Consider the following 4,242-nt stretch of genomic DNA (forward strand, 5'->3'; position numbering starts at 1 on the left):
TTGAGCGTCTCGACCTGTCGGGGGAGCAGAACGATCGGTCGTCCCTGACGAAGCGCGAAGGCGTCCTGGTCCGTAATGGCCAGCTCCGGGATGTCGTCCAGGGCGGTCGCTACGGGCAGCAGGCCTTCAAAGGCGGCGTCCCTATGCACCAGATCGGTCAGGAAATCCAGAGTGACCGCGTTTTCGGTACTGAACGGTCCAACCCGCTCGCGGCGCAGCGCCGAAACATGCCCTTCGGCCCCCAGCATGACCGCCAGATCGCGCGCCAGCGACCGGACATAGACGCCCTTGCCGGTGCGAATGGTCAGTTCGACGTGATCCGGGTCCGGCGCGTCCGTGACCTCGGCCTCGTGGATGGTGACGCGGCGGCTGGCCAGTTCGAACTCCACGCCATCGCGGGCCAGGTCATAGGCGCGCTGGCCGTCCACCTTGATGGCGCTGAACTGCGGCGGGGTCTGGTCGATCTCGCCGACGAAGGACGGCAGCGCCGCACGCACCGCCTCTACGCTGGGCCTGACGTCGGAGCGGGCAATGATCTCCCCTTCCCGGTCCACGCTGGCGGTCGAAATCCCCCAATGGATCGTGAAGCGATAGACCTTCTCCGCCTCCATCATGAAGGGCACGGTCTTGGTCGCCTCGCCCAGCGCTATGGGCAGGATGCCGCTGGCCAGCGGGTCCAGCGTCCCCGCATGCCCCGCCTTCTGCGCGTTGAACAGGCGGCGGACCTTCGACACGGCGTCGGTGGACCCCAGCTCGAACGGCTTGTCGAGACAGACCCAACCGTTGACCGGATCGCCCTTCTTACGACGGCCCATCAGGCGTCGTCTTCCTCGACCGGCGGCACGAACACGTCTGCGCGCACGCGCGGGTCGTCCAGCAGGCGGTTCAGCCGCTCGGCGGCCTCGAAGCTCTCGTCGTGGCGGAAGCGCAGGTCGGGGGTGAAGCGCATGTCGATGTGCCGGCCCAGCGCCCCGCGCAGGAATTTGGCGTGGGCGTTCAGCGCCTTGAGGATCTCGTCGATATGGCCGGCGGTGTCCGAGGTCTCGACGCCGGCACCCAAGGGCTCGACGAAACAGGTGGCGTGTTTCAGGTCGGGCGACAGCCGGACCTCGCTGACCGTGATCGAGACGCCGACCAGGGCCGGATCGCGGATCTCGTTCTCGCGCATGACTTCGACCAGGGCGTGGCGGATCATTTCGGAGGCGCGCAGCTGGCGCTGGCTGACCAGGCCGGCGGTGGCCTTGGTCTTGGGTTTGCGGTTGCTCATGAGGTGGTCTCCGGCGCTTGCCGGGGATCGGACCCGGCGGAGGGCTGAAATGGAAAAGGGAGGCGGTCTAGGCCTGCGGGGCCGCCCTGTCCAATTGCGTGCGGTCGATGGTTCGGCCGATCTCTGATGACAGGATGGTCTGAACCGGCCGGATCGGCAGGCCGGCGGCGTCCAGCACCTCGCCGACCCAGTGATTGCACAGGTGCAGAACGGAAAACGTCTCGCGGCTGGCGAAGAAGCGAACCGGGTCTCCGGGCCGGGTCGCGGCGACGCGTGGGGCACCGGTCGAGAGGTCGAGGCTGGCCTCCACGCGGCGCGCCATCCCGTCGAAGGCTGTGTCGGACAGGACAAGCCGACGTCGGCCCTCGGCGACGAATGCCTGTTCGGGCGCAATGGTCTCGGGGCGCAGCATCAGGACGGAGGGGTTGCCGGGCCAGAAGAAGGCGCGGGCGCCGTCGGGCAGACGGTCGGCGATCGGCCTCTGATCGACATAGAACGTGGCATCGCCCCAGCCGATCAGGATCCAGTCGCCGGGGCCCAGAGTCCCGACGGCGTCGGCCAGGGGGCCGGGGCGCGACGCCAGGGCCGCGCGGGGCACGACCAGGTCGGTGTGGAAGCCGTTGTCGAGCAGGGTGACGGGTATCCGCTGCTCCGTCGCAGCGGCCGGCCAGCGCGCGGGGTCACCGGGGATGGTCCAGGTCCAAAGGGCGGCAAGGGCACCTGCCAGCGCAGCTATGACAAGGAAGCTAGCCTTCATTCTATCCGCTCATCCCCGGGGAACGCCGGGACCCAGTTCTTTTATGAGGCACGGTGCGTGGGATCGGTCCCGGGAGCAATATTCGAGGCCGATCGCCCAAAGCACTGGGTCCCGGCTTCCGCCGGGATGAGCGGTATCAAGAATGTCTGTCACGGCAAGGTGGGAGCGGTGCTTTCACCCGGCGCGGTGCGCGGCGGCAGGGCCCATTCGCCGCGATAGCTGTAGTTGAGTTCGACGCAGTGGCGGTATCGGCCGTCGGGCCAGCGGCCGACCGCGTGCATGGTCAGGGGCCGCACCGCCCGCACCAGACCGACGACCAGATAGGTCTGGTCGGCGCCGGGGCACAGGGCGCGGGCCAGGGGGCGGCCGTCGCCCTCGGTCGGGATGGTATAGACGGTACTCTCGCCCGAGCCCTCGGGCAGGGCGTCGCGCGCCTCGTACGGGCCGCCACGCCGGATGTCGGCCGAGCCGCGCGAGCTGGTCGAGATGATCCGCCGGATCGACACCGCCCCGAACAGCCCCTTGTTGACCTCGAGCGTCAAGCCGCGCGTCAGGGCCGTCGTGATCCGGTCCGACGGATTGTAGGCGAGATAGCTGGTTCCCGCGAAGGCCGGGGTGGCGATCACGGCAGCGGCGAGGACGGCGGGGATCAGGCAGCGGAGCATGGCGACTTCATCCAGCGCCTATGCGGCGGAAGCTGGGCGATGAAACTCTCCTCCCCGTCGCGTAACGATGGGGAGGTGGATGCGAGCCTCTGGCGAGCAGACGGAGGGGCTGTCGCCCCGGACGCGGTGCGCGCGGCCAGAGCCCCTCCACCACTTCGTGGTCCCCCTCCCCGTTCGCCAAGCGGCGAACGGGGAGGAAAGCCGACTATTGTGCTCAAGCAGCAAGCGACCGCGTCGCGAGCGTTAGCGCGGCGCGAAGCGCCCCACTCAGAGAGTCCGCTGGATCTCTTCGACGGTGAAGCACTCGACGTAGTCGCCGACCTTGATGTCGTGGAAGCCCTGGAAATGCATGCCGCATTCCTGGCCCGACGGCACCTCGTTGACCTCGTCCTTGAAGCGCTTGAGCGTGGCGAGCGTGCCCAGCTCCAGCACGACGATGTCGTCGCGGATGATCCGGACCTTGGCGCCCTTGCGGACCACGCCTTCGGACACCCGGCAACCGGCGATCTTTCCGGTCTTGGAGATGTCGAACACCTGGAGAACCGCCGCGTTGCCGAGGAAGGTCTCGCGTTGCAGCGGGGCCAGCATCCCCGACAGCACGCCCTTCATGTCGTCGAGCAGGTCGTAGATGATCGAGTAATACCGGATCTCCACGCCTTCGCGCTCGGCCATGTCGCGCGCCTGTTTCGAGGCACGGACGTTGAAGCCCAGGATCGGGGCGCCGGCCGACTTGGCCAGCTGGACGTCGCTTTCGGTGATACCGCCGGCGCCGGAATAGACGACGCGCGCACGGACCTCGTCGTTGCCCATCTTCTCCAGCGAGCCCTGGATGGCCTCGCCCGAGCCCTGGACGTCCGACTTGATGAGGACCGGCAGTTCCGAGATCTTCTTGGAGCCCAGCTTGGCCATCATGTCGACCAGGCTGACCTGGTTGATGCCGCCAGTGGCCTTCTCGCGCTTGGTGCGGGCACGGTATTCGGTCAGCTCGCGAGCGCGGGCCTCGGATTCCACGACGGCCAGCGGTTCGCCCGGCGACGGCGCCTCGTCCAGACCCAGGATCTCGACCGGGACCGAAGGCCCGGCTTCCTTGAGCTGTTCATTGCGCTCGTTGAGCAGGGCGCGAACCTTGCCCCAGGCGGAGCCGGCCACGACGATGTCGCCGCGCTTCAGCGTGCCGCGCTTGACCAGGACGGTGGCGACGGGGCCGCGGCCCTTGTCCAGCTTGGCCTCGATGACCACGCCTTCGGCCGAGCGTTCCGGATCGGCCTTGAGGTCCATGACCTCGGCCTGCAGCAGGATGGCCTCGATCAGACCGTCCAGGTTGATCTTGGCCTTGGCCGAGACCTCGACGATCTGGGTGTCGCCACCCAGGGCCTCGCCGATGATTTCGTACTGCAGAAGCTCGTTGATGACCTTCTGCGGATCGGCGTCGGGCTTGTCGACCTTGTTGATGGCCACGATGATCGGGGCACCGGCGGCCTTGGCGTGCTGGATGCTTTCGATCGTCTGGGGCATGACGCCGTCGTCGGCCGCCACCACCAGGATGACGATGT

At 67.8% G+C, this 4,242-nt stretch carries 5 protein-coding genes; all 5 read right to left on the bottom strand.

Going from position 1 to position 4,242, the window contains the following annotated elements; genetic code table 11:
• Nucleotides 1-815, bottom strand: an 815-nt coding sequence (gene truB, locus JHC99_RS17700; protein ID WP_292155985.1) for a tRNA pseudouridine(55) synthase TruB, incomplete at its 3' end; no start/stop codon positions are given.
• Nucleotides 815-1,267 carry a 30S ribosome-binding factor RbfA gene (gene rbfA / locus JHC99_RS17705; protein WP_292155987.1) on the bottom strand — a complete coding sequence of 151 codons (453 nt, stop codon included), beginning with the start codon at nucleotides 1,265-1,267 and terminating at the stop codon, nucleotides 815-817. The genes truB and rbfA, both read right to left, overlap by 1 nt.
• Before the next feature lie 67 nt (nucleotides 1,268-1,334).
• Nucleotides 1,335-2,024 (bottom strand): DUF2459 domain-containing protein, encoded by a 690-nt coding sequence (locus JHC99_RS17710; RefSeq protein ID WP_292155988.1) that lies wholly within the window; start codon nucleotides 2,022-2,024, stop codon nucleotides 1,335-1,337.
• A 149-nt stretch (nucleotides 2,025-2,173) separates the two neighbouring features.
• Complete coding sequence (locus JHC99_RS17715; protein WP_292155989.1) at nucleotides 2,174-2,689, bottom strand: hypothetical protein; 516 nt, start codon at nucleotides 2,687-2,689, stop codon at nucleotides 2,174-2,176.
• Between the two features lie 267 nt (nucleotides 2,690-2,956).
• The coding region (gene infB / locus JHC99_RS17720) for a translation initiation factor IF-2 (protein WP_292155990.1) at nucleotides 2,957-4,242 on the bottom strand (1,286 nt) is incomplete at its 5' end.

It is taken from the genome of Brevundimonas sp. (genome assembly GCF_016463485.1).
GTDB lineage: Bacteria > Pseudomonadota > Alphaproteobacteria > Caulobacterales > Caulobacteraceae > Brevundimonas.